This is a genomic window from Undibacterium sp. GW821-FHT11H02, assembly GCF_058808015.1.
The window spans coordinates 159,824-185,552 of record NZ_JBXARG010000007.1; the positions used below are offsets into that span (position 1 = coordinate 159,824).

Below are 25,729 nucleotides of genomic sequence, written 5' to 3' on the forward strand. Positions count from 1 at the left end.
ATTTTTGCTAGTTACTAGCATATTATATTTCCAACGATGAGCAATAAAGATCTCCAAAGCACATCGTGAAACTAGCAATAGCAGTAAAACTATTTTTCCAATTTCACGCAATCAGGAGTTCATCATGACTACATACCACTTGGAACAAACACAGTTTGGGCAAGCACCCCGGAGAAAAATGTCTTCTTTGTTGATTGCCGGTGTTTTGCATGCAGTCGCGCTGGGATTTGCTTTGCAAGCAAGCAATGTGATTGATTTGCGCCAACCGACAATTATTGACTATGTGCGTGTGGCTCCTCCTTTGAAAATTGAAGAACCAGTGAAGATGAAAGAACCGCCTAAGACCAATCCAACTATTCCTGTTATTCAACCGCCTATCGTGGACTTTCCAAGAGATGATAAACCGACGATTACGGTGAAAGAAGGCGACAAGGTAGAACATAAGGAATTCGAGCGCACACCACCAACCACAGGCGGTCCCGCAAAAACTGAGATTACTAGCGCACGGGCACCTGTTCATATCGCTGCGCAAGTCGATTCAAATGCCTGTGAAAAACCAGAATACCCTGCCAGCTCGATTCGCAACACGGAAGAAGGCACGGTGAACTTAGCGATGCTGATCGGTCCTGACGGTCGCGTATTGGAGAGCAAAGTAGAAAAATCCAGCGGCTCACGGGCACTCGATAAAGCGGCGATTCAGGGCTTGAGTTTATGTAAATTCAAACCTGGCTCTATCGACGGCGTACCAGAAAAATCTTGGGCGAAATTGCAATATGTTTGGACGCTCAATTGACTTCTTAAGCAAGCAAATTTCAACATCTCAACCGACAAGGATTTATCATGAAAAACGATAGACATCAGCTGTTCTCCAAGCATCGCAATCGACTGTTGATACTCGGTATGTCGAGCATCTTGGTGGCATGCAGCGCCTCTAGCCGACTCGACTCAAGTGACAATGATCAAGCAAAAGCAGACGCCAAACCGAGACTCAATCAGGTCATGCCCACTGTGGTCGAAGAACCCAAATTACCTCAACATGAATTAAGCAAATCGACGGGCAAAGAGGATGCCGCAGCAAGACCGTTAGAACGAGTATTCATGCCAGCAATAGTGAGTCAAGCTGCCCCCTCGCCGGCGGCACCACCACCCGCCTTCATTCCGCCGCCAGAAATGATGGTGGCACCAAGCATGGCAGCAAACTATGCGCCACCTTTGCGTGAAGCATCGATAATCATCGCGCAAAGTAGCGCACAAAATACGGCGAAATATCAAAGCTACCAAGAAAACAGCTGGAAGCGTGTGGCGGAAGATCCCGTCTCTACATTTAGCGCCGATGTGGATACCGGCAGTTATGCTAACGTGAGGCGTTTTATACAGCAAGGTCAACTGCCTAACCCTGATGCGGTTAGAGCGGAAGAACTGGTCAATTATTTTTCTTATGACTATGCGCTGCCCAACAAAGATGAGCTCCATCCGTTCAGTGTCAACACACAATTGACCACATCGCCGTGGAATGCAACACGTCAACTACTGCGCATAGCAATCAAAGGCAAAGACATTGCGAAAGAAAGTTTGCCGGCTGCGAATCTGGTGTTCCTGGTCGATGTTTCAGGATCGATGTCGCCACAAGATCGCCTGCCCTTAGTGCGCAGCGCTTTAAAACTATTGACGACACAATTAAGAGCGCAGGATCGTGTCAGTTTGGTCAGCTATGCGAACGGCACTCAAGTTGTATTGACGCCTACGCCTGGCAATCAAAAAGATAAGATCAATTTAGCGATCGACCAATTGTCCGCCGGAGGTGGCACCAATGGTGAGGCAGGTATCAAACTCGCTTACGCACAAGCTCATGCAGCAAAAATAAGCGGTGGTATCAATCGCGTGCTGTTAGCGACGGATGGCGATTTAAATATCGGCGTCACCAATGATAAAGACTTAAAGTCTTTGGTAGAACGCGAGCGCAAAGCGGGCATCAGCTTAAGCACACTAGGCGTAGGTGACAGCAATTACAACGAAGCATTGATGAAAAAATTGGCGGACAATGGCGATGGTAGTTATCACTATTTAGATAGCCTGCAAGAAGCCCATAAGGTGCTGGTCAATGAATACACCTCCACCTTGGCCACTATCGCACAGGATTTAAAATTACAGTTAGAGTTTAACCCTGCCCTAGTCAAAGAATATCGTTTGATAGGCTATGAACTCCGTGCGCTAACTCGGGAACAATTCAATGACGATAAAGTAGATGCAGGTGATATCGGCTCCGGTCATACAGTAACAGCCTTGTATGAAATCGTACCGCAAGGAAGCAAAGGCAATGTCGATCCTCTGCGCTATCAGACGGACAAGGCAATCAAGGAAACCAGCAAGCAAGAGCTGGCATGGTTAAAGCTACGCTACAAACAACCGGGTAGCACACAAAGCCAGTTGATAGAAACACCGATACAGCAAGCAACGATGTTTCCGAATATCCGTGCCGCTGATCAGGACTTTCGTTTCGCTACCGCCGTCGCCGCCTGGGCACAATGGCTGCGTGGCAGCAGTCTGATTGAGAATTTTGGACCCAAGGAAATTCTGACATTGGCAAACTCTGCCCGTGGCAATGATCGCTTTGGTCATCGTGCAGAATTCGTGCGATTGGTTGAATTATCGGCCGCATTGCATCCCGAAAAAATAGCGCGGCACAGCGAGGGAAACAGAGATCTTGGAACCGAGTAATTCGCTCACTGGCACTCACTGGCAGCTAGTTGAGCTCAGCAACTTAACTTTCAGATGCTTGCTTCATCTGAAAGTTAGTGAGGTTTGAGCATTGAGCAATGTGCATTAACATCGTGCAGCATTCTATTTTTGATTCAACGGTACTTCGCCAACACCGCTTTCCAGGCAGGATCGCGGTGTTGTTGTGCCAGAATATGATTGAGAATTTGCTGCACTTTGACATACTTAATGGGCAACATGATTCTTCTCTCGTATTGATCGTGCGGTTTTTTTGAGATATGAAACTTGCCGACAAACTCAGGATTACGTTTCATCACAAAATCATGATTGGAGCGACTGATAATTGCGACATCAATCCGATCGGCTAATAGCTTTTTAAAATTATGATCTTCGCTGCTGGCATCATCGCGAATAAGCTGTCCCTTTTGCGCCATTTCACTGACACCAAAATAGTAATAGCCGAGTACCAGCCCCACCCGTAATCCCTTAAGTGATTCTAATGTCGTGAATTCAAAAGGATGCGTCGCACTGGATATCACCTCATCCACATCATTGATCAAACTAGTCGTCCACAGATATTTAGTTTCTTGCTTATCACCGAACCAGATGGGACTGACGCCTATCACCAAGCCATCTAAGGAATTTGAATTCACCATTAAATCAAGTCGACGTCGTGGCAAGTAATGAAGTTCGAACTGATACTCAGAATTATGTTTATTGAAGTAATTGAGTGCATCAAAGTAGAGGCCTTCTTGCGTCGCTTCTCTGACAACGAACGGTGGTTTCAAGTGATAGGTATAGACCTTAATCACGTCTTTGGCAAAGGCCGGCAGCACACCGCAGATCGACAAGCACAGCAAGCACAACATTCTAAGTTGGGTCATGACATTCCCGTCATCAAGAAAGAACTAGGCCAGGTATCGGTTCGACGATGCGACTTCAAAATAAACTCTCACAAACCTGCATGAGTAGCATAACGCATTCCGCATCAAAAATCTGCGCTATGCAAAGCACTAATCATTTTTAAATTCTATTTTGTAGAGTATTAAACTCAATTAATGTCATCACATGTGAACGCCCAGTCACAAAACTAGACCGCACAGACACAGAAATCGACAACAACGATGAAAATTCTTGAATCACCACAATATGCACCGTAGAGTTATGTGTAGCATTTTAAGTGCAATCAAAAATAATTAAATTTCATAAACCCCGCTCAATAAGTAATGCATGCCGACACTTAGCTTACTCTTACTCAGCATCATGTATTTTTTAACTGCGCGCTTCGGCATGGCAGTTTTCGCACTACAACCATCGAATATCACACTACTATGGCTGCCGGCTGGCATAGGTTTGGTGATGGTGTTGACGGAAAAAAATCGCGCTCTAATTTGGATCGCTGCAGCGAGTTTTCTGGCTAATTGGCAGGGCATGCAGCAAACAGATCTTTTCGCCAGCAATCTGCATACTGCAATTTCCGCGATTGCTGATGCCATGGCGCCTTGGTTGTCGGCCGCCGTATTACAGAAACAATTTCCTGCAGGCCTGCAAAGAGCTAGCGATTTATTTCGGTTTGTATTTTATGTGTGTTTCTTACCGACGCTATGCTCCGGCCTCATTATTGTGAGCAACCTGGTGCTGGGCGCCTATTTAAAGGCCGACCAGTATTTCATTTTTTTGGCAAAAATTATTGCCGCAGATAGTTTGGGTATACTTTTAATCTATCCCTTATATGCAGATTGGCGTTCCAGTATCGAAAAACAGCAGCACTGGTCCAATGCAGGCTGGTCAAATCTACTTTTTATTGGTCTGGCATTAGGCGGGGTCTGGCTAGCGTTTCATGGTTTGGCGGCGGCCATTTATATTTTGCCTGCAACGGCCTTACTACTGGCGTATCGCGTCAAAGCAGTCACGGTCAGTGCCTTACTCTTAAGTGCCACCGTATTACTACTGACTCTAAGCACAAAAAATTTGGGGCCGTTCTCGATTGCCAATCAAGATCAGGGTCATTTCCTATTAATCAGTTTCATCCTATTTACGACCTTGGCGACACAAAGTGTTTCTATCCAACAGCGCCAATTGGATCTGTCCATGGCAAGCAGCGAGAGTTGGCAGCAAAAAGCGATTCATGACACGCTGACCGGTCTGCATAATCGCGCCTACTTTGAAAATATTTTGGCGGATGAATGGCAACGCTTTCGTAAGTTTGATCGTCCCTTCGTCGTTGCAATGCTCGACATTGACCATTTTAAGTCCATTAACGATGTCCATGGACATGCTGCTGGCGATCAAGTATTAAGACTACTCGCGACAACGCTGCCACACTCATTGCGTCAAATCGATCTCGTCTGTCGCTATGGCGGCGAGGAATTCGTACTATTGCTACCGGGTGCCAGTATTGACGAAGCGAAGGCAATTTTGGAGCGCTTGCGCCTGACTATACAAAACCTGATCGTGCCTTTTGAAAATAAGAAGTTACACATCACAGTCAGCTTGGGTGCCGCCATATCCAAGCACAGCATGCAAGATCAGAATGAACTCATTATGGCGGCTGATAAGCAGCTGTATCGCGCCAAAGACTCAGGACGCAACCGGGTTGAATGCGAAGACAGCGATACCGCCTGATGCGGCCTTCCAGCTCCATAATACTTAAGGGGCCATCTTCAACTCACCGTCAATATCAGCGTTGAACCTGATCCAACTTAGCGATGGCGACTTTCAAGGCTTCAAAACAACGTACATCAATTGCCGTGTGTAAGTTCTCGGCCATCATTTCCAAGGTCTTGGGAATCGGAATCGCGCCTCGATAGGGGCGCTCTGCGGTAATAGCATCAAAAATATCGGCGGTGGTGATAATTCGGGTTTCCAAAGCAATCTCCTCTGCCTTCAATCCGCGAGGATAACCAGTGCCATCTAATTTTTCGTGATGCGAGGCGGCGACTTTTGCCAATTCCGAAAATACCGAAATACGCGCTAAGATAGTCTCGGTGTAACTCGCATGCAGCTTCACTTCGTCCCATTCTGAGATATCGAGTTTTCCTGCTTTATCTAAAACACTATTACTAACGCCCAGTTTACCTACATCGTGTAACAAAGCACCGCGTTTTAACCAACGGCGCCGTTCTGGACTGAGCTCTAAGGCTTCAGCAATCATATCCGTGTACAAAGCCACCCGTTCGCTATGACCGCTGGTATACGGACTTTTAGAGTCAACCACCTGGCCAAAGGCGGCAGCAATATCGTCTAAATAATCATCGTCTACCGGCACTTCATGTACGCTAGGCTCCAAGCTCAACACCTTGCTACCAATATCTTTTCCATTCAAAGCATGCCAAAACTCAGGATTTTTTGCGACACGTTCAAAAGCGTCAGTCAGGATAGGGTCAAACCAAACGCCAGATCGCTCCCGCACCTCAGTCAAGGCGGCTTCAGGGCCGTCGGCAACTTGAAACACATCTATCACTTGTGCCAACAATGCGATACGGGCAAAAATAGGAATCGCGCCTCCGCGTAATCCCTCAGGCTTTCCGTGTCCATTGAAATGTTCATCGAGGCTATAAATGCCGAGCGCGACTTCCTCAGAGAAGCGCAATAATCGAGCAATCTCCGCGCCGCGTTGGCAGCGGGTGGCGATCAGTTCATGGGCAATATTGCTGCCATCGCGCAAGATCGTAAGCACGCTACGAAAACGTTCAGCGAGACCAGCTTTAAGGCCGGTATGTTTTAAAACAAAATGTAAAACCTGAGGCAGACTATCGCCAACCGTTTTGAAATCCCGTTTAAATTGCAAATCGTCAGTCAGATAAAGCTCACAAATACGCGCTGCATTACTACTGCAACCGAGATCTTTTAGCAGCAAGGTATAGTACAGATCCCACAATTGATTTTCGGGCAGATTGATCTCTCGACCTATGTGCATACCTATCCAGCAGCATCGTATGCAATGACCTTCTGGTTGACCTTCGGTAATATCGAGTGCATGACTCAAGGCACTGATCAGTTCGGATAATTTAATTCCAGGGAGTTGTCCCAATTTGGGTAGCTCATCCAGACTGGGATTTTGATCAGAAGAAGTACTGAGCGTGGCGGCACTATTGATCAACATTTGAGACTCCCTTCGAGCATAACTCCTGATTATCCTGACACTTTTTTTATCAGCACTAGCAACGAAACAAAGAATACATCAAATCAAAAAAATTTGCCGGATAGAAACTAATCTAACCGGCAAACTGTGCTCACCCAATCCATATTATTTTCGATGTCTTTTATTTTCCAATTGAAAATAGCACCGCATTATTAATCGCATAGACCTTGCCATCTGCGCCGATTGCCGTGGGGGTATAAGACTCGCCCAGGCCACTTGTCAATCTTATCTTTTCACTCAGCTTATTCGTCGTCAAATCCCAGCGATACAAAATGCCATCTTCACTATTGACGATGACAGACTTGGTGAAGGGATCCACTGCGGCAGTATTCACACACCATTCTATAAAGCCGCCTGGCACCGCTGGATCTGGTGTCGGCCCCAGGATGGTCAAGACTTCCTTCATCGTTTTCACTGAGGACATTCTGTCAGTTTGCTCGGCAAAAGGATCAATAATCGCGATCTCGTTCATACCGTCGCCAGAGCCTGCACGCTCGTAGTTATTATATTTAACCATCAATAAATAGCTGGAGCTGCCATGGTAACTAGGCACCAAATTGGCTGGCACCAAAGATGGCGTAATATCCCAGCCAAATGAGCCCGGTATTTTTGTCTGCGACAAATCGGCATTAAAGTGTAATAACCAACCGCGCGCATTATGTGAGCCATAGGTTTTTTCTAAGACCCCGATGTACACGTCACCATCAGGGGCAACTAATGGAGAGGCAGTGCTATCGTCGGAAATATTCGCAGGACCTTTTTCGTTAGGATCAATTAATTGCACTTTCGATTTCAAGGCCAAACTAGTGCTATCGAGCGCCAGCAGATAACCAGTCTGTCTCACGCCAGTTGCGATGTTGTCGTTAGCAACGACGTAAATGGTTTTCTGATCTTTCGAAATTGCAATTGCGCTATTGGTAGCAGCTTTGACTACCGCATTGGTGCCCGCCACCGTCGCGACACTCACCCAAGTCGCTTTGCCGTCTGCAGCGATACGAGCGATACCACTGCTCAATCCAGCAGCATTGCCGGGCGTCGCAACAAAACCAAAATACAAATTATTTTGCGCATCACTGCTAATCGGCGTATTGATGATGATGGTTTTATCCAGGGTCGTTTTATTGGCGTTGTACATACTCTCACCATAAAACACCAAGGACTTAAAACTGCCTGTCGCGGCATCGGCATCATCGCGATACAAAACCTTACCACCGGCACCGGGCGCCACCACGCGATTACTTGCCGTTAAGCTGGCATTGTAAGTGGGTGTCCACCGAAACGCCGGCATCACATAATCGGTATTTTCTGACCAAATCAGCGCACCGTTTTCTGCTGACCTAGCCTCGATACGATAACTCAGTCCTGCACTGGTTTTTACAGGCAAAATCACGGTGTTTTTGGCCGTGATCACCGGTGAACCATAATGCACCAGCAAATAACCCTGAGCACTATATTGCGGCGCAACATCTACTGGCGTCTGCCACACGATACGAGAAAATGACTGAGTAGCGACGGCCGACAAACCATCATGCTGCGCATTCGCACCGAAGCTCATCCACGGTGGCCCCACTACATTGGGATTGCCGGTGCCAGTACCAGGATTGCCACCTGTACCGGTACCATTATTGTCACCCGGCGGTACGCTATTACTCGAACCGCCACCGCAGGCCGCCACAATAGCACCGACAATTAAAAGCGCCACTGTGCTCAAAGCATAACGACGCAAGCGTTTGTTTTTACTTGATGATTCTGACATTTTGGATCCTAGATATAAAATGCTGCGAATTGGATTCTTGTTTGTTTGGTGTTTCTCTTGTTCTTCTGAATTAACTTAAAAGCCACGTAAGATTGACCCAAGTTTTCAAAAAATTCAAGTGCATTCGCCCCAAAGCCGCACGATATAGCAAAGTTTAAAAAATAATGCGCGCTGTCTGCAATAATCCGCGACACTTCAAACTGAATGTAGATACTGATAATCTATTTAGGACTTACGCAAAATTGCGCTGGCTAGGCGTGGAGCCGAAGACAGTGCAATTGCACGGCGAGGCGAACACAACAACGCTAGCGTCTGTTTTGCGTAAGTCCTACTATTATTAGCTTTCATGCTTCAAACTTATTCGAGTACATTATAAAGACCATCAATGCATCGTCTCTTTACCACTTTAATTTGTCTTTGCTGGCTCAGTGCATGTCAACCAACCGCAACCGAGTCTGACACCGCCGCAAGCTCGCCAGCAGAGACGAGACCAGCTTCAAGCGCAGTTCAAAACCCGACTCTAATAAAATTAGATCGCACAAAGGCGGAAGACAAGGCTTATCCCATTTTATTTGTGACTCAAGTTCCACTCCACAGCGATAAAAATGGCCGCCTTTCGGCATTTGCCAATCACATGACGAATCCCGATCAAGTGCCGCGTGGCGGCGATTTGATGCTTCGCTACCCCGATGCCAGTTTGCGGAATCTAAGCAAAGAAGGCGGATTTGGCATGGATGGTTTGCAAGGCAAAAACGCGATCGCGGTACGCGAGCCAGTAGTTCATTGGAGCGGCAAAAAAGCCTTATTTAGTTTACTGCAAGGTGCACCGCGCCAAGGAGAGGCTTTGGACAACTCGCGTTGGCAAATCTACGAAGTCAGTGGATTAGAGCAAGGACAAAAAGTACACATACAAAAAGTCCCAGCACAAGATGCACGCTATAACAATTTGTCACCAATCTATGGCAGCGACGATAGTATTATTTTCATTTCTGACCGGCCACGTAAGGGCCAAGCGCATCTGTATCCACAATTAGACGAATACGAAGCTACCCCAAGCACGACGGGGGTTTGGAAACTACATCAAGGCGAATTGACACTACTTAGCCACACGCCGAGCGGCGCATTTAATCCACTCATAGACAGTTTTGGTCGCCTCATTTTTACCCGTTGGGATCATTTGCAACAAGATCAATTGGCGGATCGAGATCGCGACGCGGTGCGCAATCAGGTTGCTCTGCCATTTCGTTCATTTAACTATGCCGACGAATCGGCTCATGCAAAAAAATTGGATAGCCGGGCCGAGTTTTTTCCTGAATCACGTGTCGGCAGCAGTAGTGTTTATGGCGACGTCAGCGCCTTCCGCAGCAATTTTTTTACGATTTGGCAAATACATCAAGATGGCAGCGCAGAAGAAACCTTAAATCATGTCGGCCTGCATGAATTGAGCTACGGTTTTCTGACACCCAGTTTTCTGCAAGACTCTAATCTCAGCAATAAGACCGACCAAAGTTTGCATCAGAATCGTCTCTCGATTCGACGCGAAGGTGGTCTGTTTCAACTACGAGAAGATCCGCTTCAGGCGGGGACTTTTTTCGCTATCAACGCGCGGGAATCGGGTTCATTTGCCACCGACAGCATCGTCAAAGTTCTAGGTGATCCGCGTCTAAATCCAGAACAAATGCAAGTCATCGCGGTCACACCGATCAATAAAGGCGACAATATACCCGATGGTCGCTATCGCAACCCTCTCCCCTTGGCGAATGGCGGATTGATTGCCAGCCACACGTCGAATCAACTACCACCTGAGCCCGAGACCAGCCTCAATAATTTACGCTTACGGTTTCTCAATATCGATACCGTGAGTCATTTATACCAGCCCGGTGCCTATCTGACCAAGGGCGTACAAAAGAAAGTGGCCTGGTGGGATGGCAAAAAAATCCAAAACTTCGAGGGCGATTTATGGGAGTTAGAAGCGGTGGAAGTCCGCCCGCGCAAAGCACCAGCCAACACGGTGCCGCCACTGGACGCCCCCGAAAAAGCGCTGCTCGCAGAAGCCCAGGTGCAAGAACAAGCCTTGCGTGACTGGCTGCAAAAAAACGAACTGGCCTTAATCATTACGCGTGATCAAACTAGCCGCGACCGTGCTGATTTGCAGCAGCCGTTCAATTTGGAAGTACCCGGAGGCGTCAAAACCCTATCGGCACAAAATCCCAAAGGCAAACTGTATCAAATTAGCCATTTTCAAATTGTGCAAGCAGAACAATTGCGGGCCTATCCGGATCGCCCAGGTCGTCGCAATCTGGCACAGCCTCTGAACAAACTGCATAAGCTAAATCAGCAAACTGACAACAACACGATCGATATCACTGGAGCGGTCAAAATTGCTAAAGATGGATCGACTGCAGTATTAGTCCCGTCAGGCCGTGCATTAAGCTGGCAAACCACCGACGCTCAGGGTAATCCCGTGGTCAGAGAACGCAATTGGATTAGCTTCAAAGCCGGCGAAATCCGGGTATGTGCTTCTTGTCATGGCGTGAATACCCGCAATCAGGCAAATTTTCCAGCACCTATACAAAAACCTTTAGCATTCAAAGAATTTCTTAACTCATGGAAAAATCGCGATAAATAAGCTTAAATTCGGACAACTCCAAGCATTTTCAAGAAATCAACTCAAGCCAGACAAAACTTACCTGTTGCACAAAGCGATGGTTGGAATATTGCGACGCAAAAACCCCTAAATTCAGAATGAAAAGCCTTTATAATCAAGGGTTTTTGTTGCCCCATTTACCGTCTTGCATAATGCTTTCTGCTCTAGCGTTACGAAAACGCCCAAAAGACAGGTAAATTGATTTTCAACTTACATAAGCATTTATATAAGAATTTTTGACCTATGAAGGTTTTTCGTGGACTCCCAAATGCTGCTGCCCGTGCGCCTTGCGCCCTCGCCATTGGCAATTTTGACGGTGTACATCTCGGACATCAAGCCCTTTTGTCCGACTTGCGCGCAGCTGCCACGCGTCTGAACATCGAAGCTGCTGTCATGAGCTTTGAACCGCACCCACGTGCATTTTTTGCTCAAATGATGGGCGATCTCTCCAAAGCGCCCACTCGTATCGCCAATTTACGCGACAACTTGTCCGCATTAGATCTCGCCGGCGTAGATCGTGTCATCGTGGAACACTTCAATGCCCATTTTGCAGCTTTAAGCCCGGAAGACTTCATACAAAAAGTCTTGGTCGAAGGCATGCACGTCAAGCTGGTAATGGTCGGCGATGATTTTCGTTTTGGCGCAAAACGTGCGGGCGACATTAAGACCTTGATAGAAGCTGGTCAACGCTATGGTTTTGAAGTCCAAACCTTAACGACGGTAGAGCGCGACGGCAAACGCATCTCTTCCTCAGCGGTACGCGCGGCCTTAGCGGCTGGCGACTTCAAGGAAGCGCAACATCTGCTTGGTCGACCTTATCAGATTTCTGGCCATGTCGTGCATGGGCAAAAGTTAGGACGTACTTTAGGCTTCCCAACTTTAAACTTACGCATCGCCCATCACAAACCTGCGGTCATGGGCATCTTTGTGGTGCAAGTGCATGGTTTAAGTGAAAAACCTTTACCTGCTGTTGCCAGTATGGGTGTACGCCCGACTGTCGATGATAGTGGTCGCGTTTTACTCGAAACCCACATCCTTGATCATCACGTCGATGCCTACGGCAAAGTAATACAAGTTGAGTTCTTAAAGAAACTCCGCGATGAAGAAAAATACATAGACCTGCCGACCTTAACTGCCGCGATCAACCGCGATACAGAACAGGCGCGCAGCTACTTTCAACAACGAGTCGGCTCAGCAACTGACCGAATTTGAAGAACGCTCGGCAGGTTCATAAAAAATATAGGATGAAAAACTAAAAAAGATTTAGCCGCAGAGGCGCAGAGGACGCAGAGAAAAGCGTTAATTTTTTGGTGTGTCATTCCCGCGAAGGCGGGAATCCAGCGGCGTAACGTTGTGGAAGCCGAAAGACACTGGATTCCTGCCTTCGCAGGAATGACAACATAAATGATCTCGGTTACAAAGGGGTCAATAGATACATCAAAAAAACCTCAGCGTACTCTGCGCCTCTGCGGCAGAGTTCTTGATTTTGATCCAAAGAATTCCAAAATTTAATTTAAACGAAGAAAACTATGTCTAACGAAAAGCAAGCAAAAAAAGACGGCGGTAAGCCGGCTAGCAAGTATCCTGTCAACATGACGGAAACCCCCTTCCCTATGCGCGGCGATCTCGCCAAACGTGAACCGCAATGGATCAAGAGCTGGCAAGAAAAGAAAATCTACGAACGTGTGCGCAAAGCCGCCAAAGGTCGCCCCCAATTCATCTTGCATGATGGTCCTCCGTATGCGAATGGCGACATCCATATCGGTCACGCTGTCAACAAAGTATTGAAAGACATGATCATCAAAGCACGCACCATGGCTGGCTTTGATGCGCCTTACGTACCAGGCTGGGATTGCCACGGCATGCCTATCGAAATTCAAATCGAAAAGCTGCATGGTAAAAATTTACCGGTCGCCGAAGTCCAAGAAAAAGCGCGCGCGTACGCCGAAGTACAAATCGAGCGCCAAAAAGCCGACTTCATCCGTTTGGGTGTCTTGGGTGAATGGGATAATCCTTACAAAACCATGGCCTTCGGCAACGAAGCCGATGAAATCCGCGCGCTCGGCAAGTTATTTGAAAAAGGCTATGTGTATCGTGGCTTAAAGCCAGTGAACTGGTGTTTCGATTGCGGCTCTGCTTTGGCAGAAGCAGAAGTTGAATACGAAAACAAACGTGATCCATCCATCGATGTCGGCTTCCCTTTCGCTGAGCACGATAAATTGGCCAAAGCTTTTGGCTTGGACAAGTTGCCATTAGAAAAAGGCTACTGCGTGATCTGGACCACGACCCCGTGGACCATTCCATCCAATCAAGCTTTAAACATGCATCCAGAGATCACTTACGCTTTGATCAAAACCGAGCGTGATGGCGAGCCTTGCCTGATTTTGATGGCAAAAGACTTGATCGAAACTGCCTTCACCAATTGGGGCATGCAAGCGGAAATCATCGCCACTTGCCTCGGTGAAGTGCTGTCTGAAATCAAATTCAAACATCCTTTGGCGGCGATGCACGAAGGCTATGATCGCTTTTCACCTGTGTATTTGGGCGACTACGTCAGCACAGAAACCGGTACCGGCGTGGTTCACTCTGCACCATCTTACGGTATCGAAGATTTCCAGTCCTGCAAAGCGCATGGCATGAAAGATGACGACATGCTCAACCCTGTGATGGGTGATGGCCGTTATGCGTCATGGTTGCCGTTCTTCGCTGGCATGACAATCTGGGAAGCGTCGAAACCGATCTGCGACAAATTGCGCGAAGCCGGTACTTTGTTCTCACTGAAAATGTTTGACCACAGCTACATGCATTGCTGGCGTCATAAGACACCGATCATCTATCGCGCGACTTCACAGTGGTTTGCGAGTATGGATAACACACCCGCCGATGGCGGTGCCAGCTTGCGTGAAACCGCATTGAAAGCGATTGACGAAACTGCCTTCTTCCCGGGATGGGGCAAAGCGCGTTTGCACGGCATGATCGCGAATCGCCCTGACTGGACTTTGTCACGTCAGCGTCAATGGGGCGTGCCTATGGCATTTTTCTTGAACAAAGAAACTGGTCAAATTCATCCACGTACACCAGAGTTATTAGAGTTGGTTGCCAAACGCGTAGCAGCAGAAGGCATAGAAGCCTGGCAAAAAATTACCGTAGAAGAAATGCTCGGTGACGAAGCGCCAATGTACGAAAAGAATCGCGACACGTTGGATGTGTGGTTCGATTCTGGTACGACCCATTTCACGGTCTTGCGCGGCTCGCATAAAACGCAATCGGCCTACCCTGCGGATTTGTATTTAGAAGGTTCAGATCAACATCGTGGCTGGTTCCATTCGTCTTTGTTGACGGCCTCCATGCTCGACGGTCATGCACCTTACAAAGCCTTGCTCACGCACGGTTTCGTGGTCGATGGCGAAGGCAAAAAGATGTCCAAGTCTTTGGGCAACACCTTAGCGCCGCAAAAGATTTTTGATACTTTAGGTGCGGACATCTTGCGCTTGTGGGTGGCGTCTTCTGACTATTCTGGAGAGATCTCTATCTCTGACGAAATCTTAAAACGCGTCACAGAATCGTATCGCCGCATGCGCAATACTTTGCGCTTCCTGTTGGCAAACACCTCAGATTTCGATTTCAGTAAAGATGCGGTTGCCGTCAATGAATTGATGGAGATCGATCAATACGCGATTGCGCACACTGCAGCTTTGCAAAAAGAAGTATTGGCGCATTACGAGGCGTATGAATTCCACCCTGTCATCAGCAAATTACAATCTTTCTGCTCAGAAGATCTCGGTGGTTTCTACCTCGATATTTTGAAAGACCGCTTATACACCAGCGGCACGACCTCATTCGCACGTCGCTCAGCACAAACAGCGATCTGGCACATCACGCAAAGCTTGCTACGCTTGATGGCACCAACCTTGTCTTTCACCGCAGAAGAAGCTTGGCAAAGTTTTGCCAGCGCAGAGGCCTTTGCTGGTAGCGACGAAACCATCTTCACGCAAACTTATTACGAGTTGCCAGCGATTGCCAACAGCGAAACACTGGAAGCCAAGTACGCAAGTTTGCGTGCCGTACGTGCAGATGTGACTAAGCAATTAGAAGAAGTCCGTGTCTCTGGCGCGATTGGTTCTTCCTTGCAAGCCGAAGTGGTGATCAAAGCCAGTGGCGATAAATTTGGTGTGTTGAGTAGCTTAGAAGACGACTTGAAATTTGCCTTGATCACTTCTGCAGCGAGCGTGGAACAAGTAGCTACAGAAGCAGATGAAACCGTAGTCGTCAGTGCATCAAAATATCAAAAATGCGAACGCTGCTGGCACTATCGTGCAGATGTCGGTGTGAATCCCGAGCATCCAACTTTGTGCGGTCGTTGCAATAGCAATTTGTTTGGTGCGGGTGAAACTCGTAAATACGCGTAATGTAAGACTGTAGGGCGGGTGAAACCCCATAGGCGCTAACCAAATTCTAAAACCACTAACCACAGAGGCTCAGAGACACAGAGAAAGCACAGAGGAAATGTCTAGCTGAAGAAAATTGGATAATATTAGCCTTCTCCTGCCTTTCTCTGCGCCTCTGGTGCGCAGCATGCTGCTTACCTGTGTTGAGAGGTTTTGGTTTTGACTTTCTGATTTTGGTTAGCGCCTATGGGGTGAAACCCGCGCTGCTCAAGTGCTCAATGGCTTGGCGGCGCGGGTTACACCCGCCCTACAAAAAATCCGTTGTCATTCCTACGCAGGCAGGAGTGACGACAAAAATCCCCTCTCCCGCAAGCGGGAGAGGGTTAGGGTGAGGGAGTTTCAGAAACTGCAAAGTCTAAAATGAGTCAATCAGTGAAATTAATTACATAAAAAAACGATGCCTCAATTGACTTTATCCGAATCTGAATCACCCTCAACCCCAACCCTTCTCCCGCCTGCGGGAGAAGGGAGTTAACAACGAAAGCTGTCAAACCTATGGCCACGAAAAAAACCAATACTTTCTCAAGCAAACCCAAATCCTCAGGTGGATTATTCGGCATTTGGCTAGGCCTCGCCGCCATCGTCATTTTGCTAGACCAAGTCACTAAGATCACGATAGAGAAAGCCTTTCACTACGCTGAACTATATCCAATAACCTCGTTCTTCAATTTAACTTTGGTCTACAACAAAGGCGCGGCTTTTAGCTTTCTCGCCAATGAAGGCGGCTGGCAACGTTACCTCTTCACAGCGATTGGTGTGGTCGCTTCCATCGTGATCACCGTGTTACTCAAAAAGCACGCCACGCAAAAGCTATTTTGCTGGTCACTCGCCCTCATCATGGGCGGCGCGATCGGCAATGTAATTGATCGCTTGTTGTATGGTCACGTCATCGACTTTTTAGATTTCCATTACAAAGACGTCTATCACTTCGCAGCATTCAACTTAGCCGATAGCGCGATCTGCCTGGGTGCAGCTTTGTTTATTCTCGATGAATTACGAAGAGTGAAGAAATAAGAAACTCAAAACCCCTCAACACTGAGACGCAGAGACGCTGAGGAAAAACAATGAGGAAAAGCAATTTCTCTTTTTTAAGGTTTCACTCTGCGTCTCAGCGCCTCGGCGTTGAGGGGTTTTAAAAATCAAAAGGACAAATGATGACATCCCGACTCGCTGGTAAAAAAATCGTCCTCGGCCTGACAGGTGGCGTGGCCTGCTACAAGGTCGCCGATTTATGCCGTTCTTTAGGCAAACTTGGCGCGACTGTACAAGTCGTCATGACACAAAGCGCCACGCAATTCATTACGCCAGTCACGATGCAAGCCTTGTCGGGCAATACTGTCTACACCGATCAATGGGATGCGCGTATTGCGAACAACATGCCGCATATTGATCTCACCCGCGACGCCGATGCCATCTTGATCGCGCCATGCAGCACCAATTTTATCTACAAATTAGCGCATGGTGCTTGCGACGATTTACTCTCAACACTGTGCATCGCCCGCCCTGCACACTTACCTTTGTACATCGCTCCGGCAATGAATGTAGAAATGTGGAGCAATGCCGCCACACAACGCAACGTCGCACAAGTCAAACAAGACGGCATACAAGTCTTTGGCCCTGCGGCAGGCGAACAAGCTTGTGGCGAAGTCGGCATGGGCCGCATGTTAGAACCTGCGCAAATTTTGGCAGAACTCGAAGCGGCATTTCAAAAAAAATCCTTAGCTGGCAAGCGCGTGTTAATCACGGCGGGGCCAACCTTCGAACCTATCGACCCCGTGCGCGGCATTACGAATTTATCGTCTGGCAAAATGGGCTATGCGATCGCCCAAGCCGCTTGGGAAGCGGGTGCCCACGTGACATTAGTCTCTGGCCCAACGGCTCTAGAAGCACCCTACGGCGTACAGCGCCAGCAAGTACAAACCGCACAGCAAATGCACGATGCGGTGATGGCACAGGTCAACACCCAAGACATCTTCATCGCAGTGGCAGCCGTTGCCGATTGGCGCGTTGCGAATGCCAGTGATCAAAAAATCAAAAAGACCAGCGACAGCGATACGCCACAACTGCTATTCGCGCAAAATCCCGACATCCTCGCCAGCGTCGCCGCACTAGCAAAAGCGCCCTACTGCGTCGGCTTCGCAGCGGAATCAGAAAACCTACTCGAATACGGCGCCGCCAAACGCATCAAGAAAAACATCCCACTCTTAGTCGGCAATATCGGACACCAAACCTTTGGCAAAGACGAAAATGAGTTGGTGTTATTTGATGTGAATGGACATCAGGCTTTGCCTAAGGCGGATAAGCAGACTTTGGCGAATCAGTTGGTGGCTGAGATTGCGAAACGAATCAAGACCTAAACCTTTTGCCGCAGAGGCGCGGAGTACGCAGAGTTTTTATTAGATTTACTCTGCGCCTTCTGCGTACTCTGTGGCTAACAATAAATTAAATATGAAAAACATAGACCTAAAAATCCTAGACCCTCGCATGAAAGACCAACTTCCCGCCTACGGTACACCGGGCAGTGCTGGCCTTGATCTGCGTGCGTGCATAGACGAAGCAATCACCATACAACCAGGTGAAACCGTCTTGATCCCAACCGGCTTGGCGATCCATATTGGTGATCCAGGCTACGCAGCCATGATTTTGCCACGCAGCGGTATGGGTCACAAAAACGGCATCGTACTTGGCAACTTAGTTGGCTTGATCGATTCCGATTACCAAGGTCAACTCATGATCTCGACGTGGAATCGTGGACAAAATGCATTCACCTTAAATCCGATGGAACGCTTAGCACAACTGATCATCGTCCCAGTGCTACAAGTCGGCTTTAACATCGTTGACGAGTTTGGCGATAGTGAGCGCGGTGAAGGTGGTTTTGGTAGCACAGGCAAACATTAATCTGATTGTTTAAGAGATTTTGTAGGGCGGGTGAGACCCGCGCCGCCAGCCTGTCAAGGATTTGAGCAGAGCGGGTTGCACCGATCCCACGAGGCTGAAGAAAAGAACTCGGAGAATTCAATATGAAAGAATACAAAACAGTTAATCTGGAATTTAGAAACGGCTTTTTTACAAAGCACGATCCAGACATACAAACCGCACTCAATGACAATGCACGTGAGGGTTGGGAGCTACGGCAAATTTTAGAACCCGCAAAACCTTTTGGAGAAACGAGTAAATTTATTTTGGTTCTCGAAAGAGACATGGATCACTATCTGCAGTCACGTAGTTAAGAGACAAATAATGGAGGACAGTTTTTGTAGGGCGGGTGAAACCCGCGCCGCCAGACACTCAAACACCTGAGCAGCGCGGGTTGCACCCGCCTTACGATACTGGATCGACAAACTTATGAAGATACAGACAGCACTCAAAATTACGCTAGGTGTATTTCTTGCGCCTATTTTTTTATGTGTAATTTATAAATTCCTCATAGATCAATCAATTGGTCCCGTGGTATTTTTTTACAGTCTAGTTGGCGCAATTACAGTAGGGGTCGTTTTGAGTATTTCACTTTCGAATAAGTACAAGCAAAACCTCGCTTTGATCGGCATCATTCTTGCTCCCATAACGTGGATCATACTTATCAACTACTTTATGGTGATCACATACGTATTTGGAATTAAAGACTATGGAGAAATTTGACTTTCCAAATTACACCAAGCGCCAAAGAGAAATTTAATGCATTCAGTATCAGAAGTAAGCAACACACTAGCCCCACTCAATACGAACTGAGGCAAATCACACACCAACAAAATTGGTTTTAACGGCGCAAACGGCTATCATATGCGCCACTAGAGAATTTCGAGAAATAGCATTACGGAATGCCTTTTCAAAAATCCTCGTCGAAATATTGGAGAAATAAAACATGGCAACTTTCAGCGTTAAAGACGTCCTCAACGGCAAAGCCCCAAGTGACACTAGCGTCACCGTCCAAGGATGGGTTCGTACCCGCCGCGATTCTAAAGCCGGCGTATCCTTCCTGGCATTAACCGACGGCTCTTGCTTCGGCACTTTGCAAATCGTGGTACCCAATACTTTGGGCAATTACGACAGCGAAGTTTTGCATCTGACAGCAGGCGCATCTTTTTCAGCAACCGGCATGGTCGTGCCATCGCAAGGCGGCGGTCAAAGTTTTGAAATGCAGGCAGAAAGCGTGCAAGTATTTGGCTTGGTCGAAGATCCAGACACTTACCCAATTCAACCAAAACCACACAGCATGGAATTCTTACGTGAGAACGCCCACTTACGCGCACGTACTAACATCATGGGCGCTGTGGCTCGTACTCGTCACTCGATTGCACAAGCGATTCACCGCTTCTTCCATGAGCAAGATTTTTACTGGGTTAACACCCCTATCTTGACCGCATCTGATTGCGAAGGTGCAGGCGAAATGTTCCGCGTTTCCACATTGGATATGATGAACTTTCCTAAGACACCAGAAGGCAAGCCAGATTTCAGCAAAGACTTCTTCGGCAAAGAGACCTTCCTCACCGTGTCTGGTCAGTTGAACGTAGAAACCTATTGCATGGCCTTGTCCAAGGTCTACACTTTCGGCCCCACCTTCCGCGCAGAAAACTCCAACACCAGCCGCCACTTAGCGGAATTCTGGATGATAGAACCTGAAGTTGCCTTCGCTGATCTCAAACAAAATGCCGACCTCGCAGAAGCGATGTTGAAATATGTCTTCACCGCCGTCTTGAACGAACGTGGCGACGACATGGCCTTCTTTGAAGAGCGCGTAGAAAAAGGCGTGATCGCCAAATTAGAAAACATGATCGCCAAACCTTTCGTGCGTATGGACTACACCGAAGCGGTCAGCATCTTGCAAAACTGCGGTCAGAAATTTGAATACCCAGTCGCATGGGGCACCGATCTGCAATCCGAACACGAACGCTACCTCGCCGAAAAACACGTAGGCGGCCCTGTGGTTCTGCAAAACTATCCTAAGGACATCAAGTCCTTCTACATGCGCATGAATGACGACGGCAAAACAGTCGCTGCGATGGACATCTTGGCCCCAGGCATAGGCGAAATCATCGGCGGCTCACAACGTGAAGAACGTTTAGATGTGTTAGACGCACGCATGGAAGAAGTCGGCCTCGCGAAAGAACCGTACTACTGGTACCGAGACCTGCGCCGCTATGGCACCGTGCCACATGCCGGTTTTGGTTTAGGTTTTGAACGTGCTGTTTCTTACATCACTGGTGTGGGTAATGTGCGGGATGTGATTCCGTTTCCGCGTACGCCGGGGAATGTGCGGTTCTGATTTTTGTTGGATGAAGAAGGCGGCTTGTTGGTCGCCTTTTTTTGATTTAAGTGAATGGAAGTATTTTTTTCATCCAACGTTAAACTTCAATTTTCTCACATTACGCCACATTGGGTCTTAGAGCATGCCAATTCAGATCGAAACCATAAGACGCATTGCACTCGCACGCCACCTCTTCGAACTCGCCGAGGGAAGTTTGCGCTCCAAGAACGACCTTCATCTGTTCTCTGCGGTTAACCTTGCACAAGACTCAGTTGAAATCTTTCTAGTGGCTTTAGCAGACCACGTTCAAGTTACGTTTAGCAAGGACACTAAATTCGATCAGTACTTTGTACTCATCGACAAAATGATTGATCCCAAAAAGTTACCATTCAAGACCGCCATGTTACGGCTAAATGCCCTTCGCGTTAATTCTAAGCACCAAGGTATACAGCCTGAGCGCGGGGAGTGTCAACGACTCCTAGACAATGCCCGGGAATTCCTAGATGAAGCCACATTGGCCAATCTTGGTGCGCCATTTTCAACAATTAGTGCCATTGATTTACTTGAGGATGGCGAATGCAAACAAAACTTAGAAGATGCTAAACAAGCACTTGAATCGGAAGACTACGAAACGTGCGTAATTTCCTGTCGAAAGGCCGTGTACCTTGAGATCGAGAGACACTACGACATATCTGCCTATAAAGACGAAGAGCCGCGTGGACTTCTTTCCGGATCAACTAGTGCCCCATATTACGCACGAAGCATGAAATACATAGCGGAGAACGTCAATCAGCCAACAGATTTTATCGTATTAGACCACGCAGCAGTTGACCGTGATCTGCTCATTAGCGGTGCCGCACCAACTGATTTTTGGAACGTTTGGCGGCTTACACCTGCACTATTCAGAAGCAAATCTGGGAAATGGTACGTAAAGCGGGAGTTTTCGAAAATTCAAACTACTGAGTTGAAAGAGATTAGCGAGTACGTCTTCAACACTTCTCTTGACATCATTTTAACCAGACAAACCAACCGTCGTGCAACACGGTGGAAACAGTCCGGCAACTTTTATGTCGATCTGGTTATTCCTGGAGCCTCTCTGCACATCAAAGCCGATAGGAACTCCCCCATCAATAAAACTCTTCCGCTCCAACTGACACGGGTTGACACTGATTACGAAGTTGAAGGACTTAACGAAGACGGCACTTACTACCATATTTGCCACTTCGATGAAAAGGATTTTTACTTCGGATTTATACATTACGATGATGTTCATGGCGTGACATAAGCCATGTAGGGTGGGCACGCTTTTTGTGCCCACGCGAATCGCTTCGTATACCGGCTAAAACCTCGCTTTCCTTTTTATCTTTTTCACCTTTTTCAACCGTAACGCGTGGGCACGATGAAGCTGTGCCCACTTGCCTCAATCTACTGCTTTGTGGCACATTGCTACGTATCAAAGCAAATTTTACTAGCTTCTAAAAACCTCACAGATATCGGCCTTGATTGGCTGATTCTTGGAGTGTCATACAGCTTCATTAGGCCACTATATGATTCACGCCATCATCACATCAATTGCACTACTCGCTCTTGCCACAAGTGCTATCGGACAAGAAGAGAAATCCCGCCCATCCCCAAGCTTACCATCGACTGGAAAATCCGTGGACGCGTTCGTTCCTAAGGGCTGGGAAATCGAAAGGAGGTCAGACGGCGACCTTAATCAAGATGGGCAATCCGATACTGCTTTCGTATTACGGCAATCTGACCCTTCGAACATAACCAACGACAGAAATGAAAATCCACGTATGTTGGTTATCGCGTTCGCGAACAAAAAACAGGGCTACGAACTACTCCTTAAAAACGAAGTGCTAATCCCAGCTAATGACAACCCAAACATAGAAGATCCATTAGGAAGTATAGAAATCCACAATGGGAACCTGCTCGTAACTTTTCATTATTGGAGCAGCGTCGGATCTTGGACCACGGGCAATGCCACACTCACCTTTCGGTTTCGCGACGGCTGTTTTCGCCTAATCGGTTATGACGCAAACTCACTGCATAGAGCTACTCTAGAAGAGTCAAGCACGAGCGTTAACTACTTGACAGGAAAAAAGATATATTCAGTTAGAGATGAGAACGACCGTAGAAGAAAAAAAACGACTAAGCTTCAGCTGAAGCCGCTGAAATGCATAAACGATATTCCAGATGGCATGGGCTATTATGATGATTAACGCTGGTAAGAGCGTCCGGTCAAATAAGTCAGTCATGTAGGGTGGGCACGCTTTTTGTGCCCACGCGGATTGCTTGGAATACTGGCTAAAACCTCGCTTTCCTTTTTATCTTTTTCACCTTTTTCAACCGTAACGCGTGAGCACGATGAAGCTGTGCCCACCCTAGGAACCCAAGGCACAATCTATTCGCAAGGCGTCAATAGCCGCAGGCGTATTGCGCCGTATGGCGGTTGATCATGGCGAACAATTATTTTCTTTGGTTTTTTTGATTTGAAATAAATTGCTTCGCTGTTGATCGGTCGACTTTCGGACGGTGCAATACGCCTTTGGCTATTGCACCCTACTTACGGCGCGAATATTTTCCTTTGTCGCTTCAACGAAATAACTTGGCAAGGTACAATCTCGATTTTTCACATCCAACAACGGTAACGCGTGGGCACGACGAAACCGTCCCCTCCCTACCCGAGTAGATGTTTTGCGCAAAGCCCCATCCCGACGCCTGTTCATCATTCAACTAATTACAAATTCTTGGAAGAGACCTTCACAATGAAGAATTTAATAGCAGGCTTGATCTTCGTGATCATGAACTACGCTCAAGCTGAAGTGGTGCGCGTGGATGTGCGACCTTCAACGACTGCGCCTGAGATCAAGGCGGCGGATGCGCCGCATATTGTTCTGCTTGATTCTAGCAGCGTGGGGAGCGATCTTTTGTTATGGATGCCTGGTACTTTGGGGCGTCCGCATCTTGGTACGCAATTGGATTTTCCGCAGTTTGCGGCACAGCAGGGCTATCGTGTCATTATTTTATCTTACATCACTGATCAGGCTGTATCGGGCATTTGTGTTGGTAAGAACCTGCGTGGCAACCGATCTTGTGCGGAAGATTTTCGGCGCAAACGTATTTTTGGTGATCAAGGATTTTCGCTTATCGATGACCAATCACAAGATGCGATTCAGTACCGATTGACGCAGCTTTTGCGATATTTAAAAGACACACGCCACGATGAACATTGGGATCAATATCTCAACGCCGATGGCAGTCCGCGTTGGGAGCGCATCGCAGTCGGCGGTCAATCGCAAGGCGGTGGACATGCCGCATTTATCGCCAAAACCAAGCCTGTGGCGCGAGTTATCATGTTGTCGGGAGGCTGGGATATGAGCGCCCCCGGTGAGATTGCAGACTGGTATGCCAAGCCCAAAGCAACACAGCCCGAGCGCTGGTTTGCCACCTACCATGTTGAAGAGCCCACTGCAAATGTGATGGCAGAAATTTACCGTACTTTGCGAATTCCAGCGGCGAATGTGGGTGTCTTAGATAAGCCTGTTCGTGGTGGTAAAGCGCATGGTGAGGGATTGACTAATTCTGCCTATCAATCATGGTGGAAATTTGCACTTGGGCGTGCCAGCTCGGCCTCAGAATCACCTTGAGCCATCTTCGTGAAGTAACAGCATTCGCGCCGTACTCGGGACAAACCAAGTTGAGTAGCGCCACAAATGTCATTCTTAATTTTTATCCGAAAAAAGGGGCGATTCTTGACATGCCACATTTTAAGCCACGTAGCGAATTGGGTAATAAGCGCTTAGAATCTTTTGCACTCTCGTTTTTTTCACAATCAACGAACATAAGGCGTAGGCTCGATGAAGCGGTGCCGCCCCTACCAATAAGCTGGAATCGGTAGGCCGCCGCTAGAAGCTCAGCTTCTTTCGGTGCCGTCTATTTCGCACATTTACTTTAGGAAACCCAACATGAGTGATCGAGTTCTTTCCCTAGAAGATCCGCGGCTTAGAATTATTTGTGCACCTATCCAAGACATCACAAATCCCGAATTCATCCGAGAGAACGAAAGACTTAAAGTCGCCCTAAATGCCTTTCGGGCAGAACGTGGCTTTGGTCGAGGTATTGCCGCGCCTCAGATTGGCATCCTCAAGCGCTTCATTGCTGTCAATTTCGGTGAGGGCACCTACTCTATGATTAATCCTGTAATCACATGGCGCAGCCAAGAAACCTTCACGCTTTGGGACGATTGCATGTGTTTCCCAGATCTCATGGTGAAAGTGCGCCGCAGCCTCTCCATCTCCATCACATTTATTAATGAACAAGGGCAATCGACGGTGTTGGAAAAAGTGAGTCAAGCTGAGTCTGAGCTATTCCAACATGAGCTCGATCACCTTGATGGCGTCTTGGCCACCGATCTTGCATTGGATTCTCAAAGCATTATCAATCGTTCTGCCTACGAGGCAGACCCAAGCTATTTCCATAGCCAAGTAGATTACGTTATCCAACCCACTATCTGAACCTAGCGAGCCCTCAATTAAAGGGCACGATGAAGCTGTGCCCACCCTGCGAATTACCCTATGAATTCGCAACAATTTTGCGCACCATGTAAGCCATGTGGGGGCTCTCAATTTTGCGGGAATCAACCCGGTAAGGCGCAATCTTTTCGTAAGGCGTCAATAGCCGAAGGCGTATTGCGCCGTATGTCGATTGATCATGGCGAACAATTTTGTCCTTACATCATTTAATCGATAAATTAATTTTTTTG

General features: G+C 47.6%; 18 protein-coding genes. 15 read left to right on the forward strand and 3 right to left on the reverse strand.

All coding sequences use genetic code 11. The annotated features are described in order from the left end of the window. The first annotated feature begins 124 nt into the window (after positions 1 to 124). Both AC1RR2_RS09560 and AC1RR2_RS09565 read left to right on the forward strand, forming a co-directional pair. The gene (locus tag AC1RR2_RS09560; RefSeq protein WP_493222023.1) at positions 125 to 793 is read left to right on the forward strand and encodes an energy transducer TonB; all 669 of its coding nucleotides are present in this window, start codon (positions 125 to 127) and stop codon (positions 791 to 793) included. Positions 794 to 840: 47 nt separating this feature from the next. Beyond that, entirely contained in the window at positions 841 to 2,718 is a 1,878-nt protein-coding gene (locus tag AC1RR2_RS09565; RefSeq protein WP_493222024.1) for a vWA domain-containing protein, read from the forward strand. A gap of 134 nt (positions 2,719 to 2,852) precedes the next feature. On the opposite strand, the gene AC1RR2_RS09570 is transcribed toward AC1RR2_RS09565, so the two are convergent. Beyond that, positions 2,853 to 3,602: a substrate-binding periplasmic protein gene (locus AC1RR2_RS09570; protein ID WP_493222025.1), complete on the reverse strand. Its 750-nt coding sequence runs from the start codon at positions 3,600 to 3,602 to the stop codon at positions 2,853 to 2,855. Between the two features lie 346 nt (positions 3,603 to 3,948). Between AC1RR2_RS09570 and AC1RR2_RS09575 the strand changes: the two genes are divergently transcribed. Then, positions 3,949 to 5,343, forward strand: coding sequence for a GGDEF domain-containing protein (locus AC1RR2_RS09575; RefSeq protein WP_493222026.1), 1,395 nt, complete (start codon positions 3,949 to 3,951; stop codon positions 5,341 to 5,343). Between the two features lie 55 nt (positions 5,344 to 5,398). Here AC1RR2_RS09575 and AC1RR2_RS09580 read toward each other — a convergent pair whose 3' ends face one another. Both AC1RR2_RS09580 and AC1RR2_RS09585 read right to left on the reverse strand, forming a co-directional pair. Then, a complete protein-coding gene (locus AC1RR2_RS09580) occupies positions 5,399 to 6,823 on the reverse strand; it encodes an HD-GYP domain-containing protein (protein ID WP_493222027.1) in 1,425 nt (474 codons plus the stop codon). A 160-nt stretch (positions 6,824 to 6,983) separates the two neighbouring features. Beyond that, complete coding sequence (locus AC1RR2_RS09585; RefSeq protein ID WP_493222028.1) at positions 6,984 to 8,618, reverse strand: hypothetical protein; 1,635 nt, start codon at positions 8,616 to 8,618, stop codon at positions 6,984 to 6,986. Between the two features lie 634 nt (positions 8,619 to 9,252). On the opposite strand from AC1RR2_RS09585, the gene AC1RR2_RS09590 reads away from it, so the two are divergent. The 12 genes from AC1RR2_RS09590 (at position 9,253) to AC1RR2_RS09645 (ending at position 25,481) form a co-directional block, all read left to right on the forward strand. After that, positions 9,253 to 11,247, forward strand: a complete 1,995-nt coding sequence (locus AC1RR2_RS09590; protein WP_493222029.1) for an HzsA-related protein — start codon at positions 9,253 to 9,255, stop codon at positions 11,245 to 11,247. Positions 11,248 to 11,508: 261 nt separating this feature from the next. Further along, the gene (locus AC1RR2_RS09595) at positions 11,509 to 12,477 is read left to right on the forward strand and encodes a bifunctional riboflavin kinase/FAD synthetase (protein ID WP_493222030.1); all 969 of its coding nucleotides are present in this window, start codon (positions 11,509 to 11,511) and stop codon (positions 12,475 to 12,477) included. Positions 12,478 to 12,794: 317 nt separating this feature from the next. Beyond that, a complete protein-coding gene (gene ileS, locus AC1RR2_RS09600; RefSeq protein ID WP_493222031.1) occupies positions 12,795 to 15,674 on the forward strand; it encodes an isoleucine--tRNA ligase in 2,880 nt (959 codons plus the stop codon). Between the two features lie 534 nt (positions 15,675 to 16,208). Continuing rightward, a complete protein-coding gene (gene lspA / locus AC1RR2_RS09605; protein WP_493222032.1) occupies positions 16,209 to 16,727 on the forward strand; it encodes a signal peptidase II in 519 nt (172 codons plus the stop codon). A gap of 140 nt (positions 16,728 to 16,867) precedes the next feature. Further along, positions 16,868 to 18,070, forward strand: a complete 1,203-nt coding sequence (coaBC, locus tag AC1RR2_RS09610) for a bifunctional phosphopantothenoylcysteine decarboxylase/phosphopantothenate--cysteine ligase CoaBC (protein ID WP_493222033.1) — start codon at positions 16,868 to 16,870, stop codon at positions 18,068 to 18,070. A gap of 91 nt (positions 18,071 to 18,161) precedes the next feature. Next, positions 18,162 to 18,611: a dUTP diphosphatase gene (gene dut, locus AC1RR2_RS09615; RefSeq protein ID WP_423054608.1), complete on the forward strand. Its 450-nt coding sequence runs from the start codon at positions 18,162 to 18,164 to the stop codon at positions 18,609 to 18,611. A gap of 122 nt (positions 18,612 to 18,733) precedes the next feature. Further along, positions 18,734 to 18,943, forward strand: a complete 210-nt coding sequence (locus AC1RR2_RS09620; protein WP_493222034.1) for a DUF4177 domain-containing protein — start codon at positions 18,734 to 18,736, stop codon at positions 18,941 to 18,943. 632 nt (positions 18,944 to 19,575) lie between these two features. Further along, positions 19,576 to 20,976 (forward strand): asparagine--tRNA ligase, encoded by a 1,401-nt coding sequence (gene asnS / locus AC1RR2_RS09625; protein WP_493222035.1) that lies wholly within the window; start codon positions 19,576 to 19,578, stop codon positions 20,974 to 20,976. Positions 20,977 to 21,100: 124 nt separating this feature from the next. Then, positions 21,101 to 22,243: a hypothetical protein gene (locus tag AC1RR2_RS09630; protein WP_493222036.1), complete on the forward strand. Its 1,143-nt coding sequence runs from the start codon at positions 21,101 to 21,103 to the stop codon at positions 22,241 to 22,243. A gap of 262 nt (positions 22,244 to 22,505) precedes the next feature. After that, positions 22,506 to 23,186 carry a hypothetical protein gene (locus tag AC1RR2_RS09635; RefSeq protein ID WP_493222037.1) on the forward strand — a complete coding sequence of 227 codons (681 nt, stop codon included), beginning with the start codon at positions 22,506 to 22,508 and terminating at the stop codon, positions 23,184 to 23,186. A 546-nt stretch (positions 23,187 to 23,732) separates the two neighbouring features. Beyond that, the gene (locus AC1RR2_RS09640; protein WP_493222038.1) at positions 23,733 to 24,614 is read left to right on the forward strand and encodes a BPSS1187 family protein; all 882 of its coding nucleotides are present in this window, start codon (positions 23,733 to 23,735) and stop codon (positions 24,612 to 24,614) included. A 318-nt stretch (positions 24,615 to 24,932) separates the two neighbouring features. After that, positions 24,933 to 25,481: a peptide deformylase gene (locus AC1RR2_RS09645; RefSeq protein WP_493222039.1), complete on the forward strand. Its 549-nt coding sequence runs from the start codon at positions 24,933 to 24,935 to the stop codon at positions 25,479 to 25,481. Positions 25,482 to 25,729: the final 248 nt, after the last annotated feature.

Excerpts from the sequence above, each read along its gene's own strand:
- AC1RR2_RS09560 (WP_493222023.1), top strand. The coding sequence starts at position 125 with ATGACTACATACCACTTGGAACAAACACAGTTTGGGCAAGCACCCCGG.
- AC1RR2_RS09565 (WP_493222024.1), top strand. The coding sequence starts at position 841 with ATGAAAAACGATAGACATCAGCTGTTCTCCAAGCATCGCAATCGACTG.
- AC1RR2_RS09570 (WP_493222025.1), bottom strand. The coding sequence starts at position 3,602 with ATGACCCAACTTAGAATGTTGTGCTTGCTGTGCTTGTCGATCTGCGGT.
- AC1RR2_RS09575 (WP_493222026.1), top strand. The coding sequence starts at position 3,949 with ATGCCGACACTTAGCTTACTCTTACTCAGCATCATGTATTTTTTAACT.
- AC1RR2_RS09580 (WP_493222027.1), bottom strand. The coding sequence starts at position 6,823 with ATGTTGATCAATAGTGCCGCCACGCTCAGTACTTCTTCTGATCAAAAT.
- AC1RR2_RS09585 (WP_493222028.1), bottom strand. The coding sequence starts at position 8,618 with ATGTCAGAATCATCAAGTAAAAACAAACGCTTGCGTCGTTATGCTTTG.
- AC1RR2_RS09590 (WP_493222029.1), top strand. The coding sequence starts at position 9,253 with ATGACGAATCCCGATCAAGTGCCGCGTGGCGGCGATTTGATGCTTCGC.
- AC1RR2_RS09595 (WP_493222030.1), top strand. The coding sequence starts at position 11,509 with ATGAAGGTTTTTCGTGGACTCCCAAATGCTGCTGCCCGTGCGCCTTGC.
- ileS (WP_493222031.1), top strand. The coding sequence starts at position 12,795 with ATGTCTAACGAAAAGCAAGCAAAAAAAGACGGCGGTAAGCCGGCTAGC.
- lspA (WP_493222032.1), top strand. The coding sequence starts at position 16,209 with ATGGCCACGAAAAAAACCAATACTTTCTCAAGCAAACCCAAATCCTCA.
- coaBC (WP_493222033.1), top strand. The coding sequence starts at position 16,868 with ATGACATCCCGACTCGCTGGTAAAAAAATCGTCCTCGGCCTGACAGGT.
- dut (WP_423054608.1), top strand. The coding sequence starts at position 18,162 with ATGAAAAACATAGACCTAAAAATCCTAGACCCTCGCATGAAAGACCAA.
- AC1RR2_RS09620 (WP_493222034.1), top strand. The coding sequence starts at position 18,734 with ATGAAAGAATACAAAACAGTTAATCTGGAATTTAGAAACGGCTTTTTT.
- asnS (WP_493222035.1), top strand. The coding sequence starts at position 19,576 with ATGGCAACTTTCAGCGTTAAAGACGTCCTCAACGGCAAAGCCCCAAGT.
- AC1RR2_RS09630 (WP_493222036.1), top strand. The coding sequence starts at position 21,101 with ATGCCAATTCAGATCGAAACCATAAGACGCATTGCACTCGCACGCCAC.
- AC1RR2_RS09635 (WP_493222037.1), top strand. The coding sequence starts at position 22,506 with ATGATTCACGCCATCATCACATCAATTGCACTACTCGCTCTTGCCACA.
- AC1RR2_RS09640 (WP_493222038.1), top strand. The coding sequence starts at position 23,733 with ATGAAGAATTTAATAGCAGGCTTGATCTTCGTGATCATGAACTACGCT.
- AC1RR2_RS09645 (WP_493222039.1), top strand. The coding sequence starts at position 24,933 with ATGAGTGATCGAGTTCTTTCCCTAGAAGATCCGCGGCTTAGAATTATT.